Origin of the sequence: Microbacterium sp. K35 (assembly GCF_004794375.1) — a bacterium.
GTDB classification, from domain to species: Bacteria; Actinomycetota; Actinomycetes; order Actinomycetales; family Microbacteriaceae; genus Microbacterium; species Microbacterium sufflavum.
Genome location: NZ_SSDM01000166.1, coordinates 1 through 386, shown reverse-complemented (window position 1 = coordinate 386; position 386 = coordinate 1). Strand labels below are relative to the sequence as shown.

The window sequence follows — 386 nt, the reverse complement described above, 5'->3', positions numbered from 1 at the left end:
GCCAGCCGTGCCCGCGGGGAGCTCCAGCGGCGCCCGCTCGGCGAGGGTCGTCGGGTCGAGGATGCGCAGCACGTCCGCGCCGAGGTCGGTCACGCCGATGCCGGCGGCGAGCGCGAGGGCGTCGTGGGCGTGCGGGCCGTCCTGTCGTTCGGGGTCGGGCCCACCGCCGGTGAACGCGACCACTCGGGCGGCCCCGGCGAAGCCGCCGTCCCGGTCGAGGTCGACCACCCCGAGCGCCCCGTTCCCGTACCCGGGGATCAGCAGGCGCCGCGAAGCCGCGTCGAACCGCACCCGGCACGGCAGCTCCACCCCCGGCAGGGCGAGGCTCTGCCGCACGACCCAGTCGGCCGCGCCGTCGCCGGGCCCGCGCGTGAGCCGATGCACTG

1 protein-coding gene is annotated in these 386 nt (G+C 78.8%); it reads right to left on the bottom strand.

The window, feature by feature from the left end; translation table 11 throughout:
- Positions 1-386 (bottom strand): beta-propeller fold lactonase family protein (locus DW299_RS06140; protein ID WP_168443086.1); only part of this gene is annotated, 386 nt, incomplete at both ends.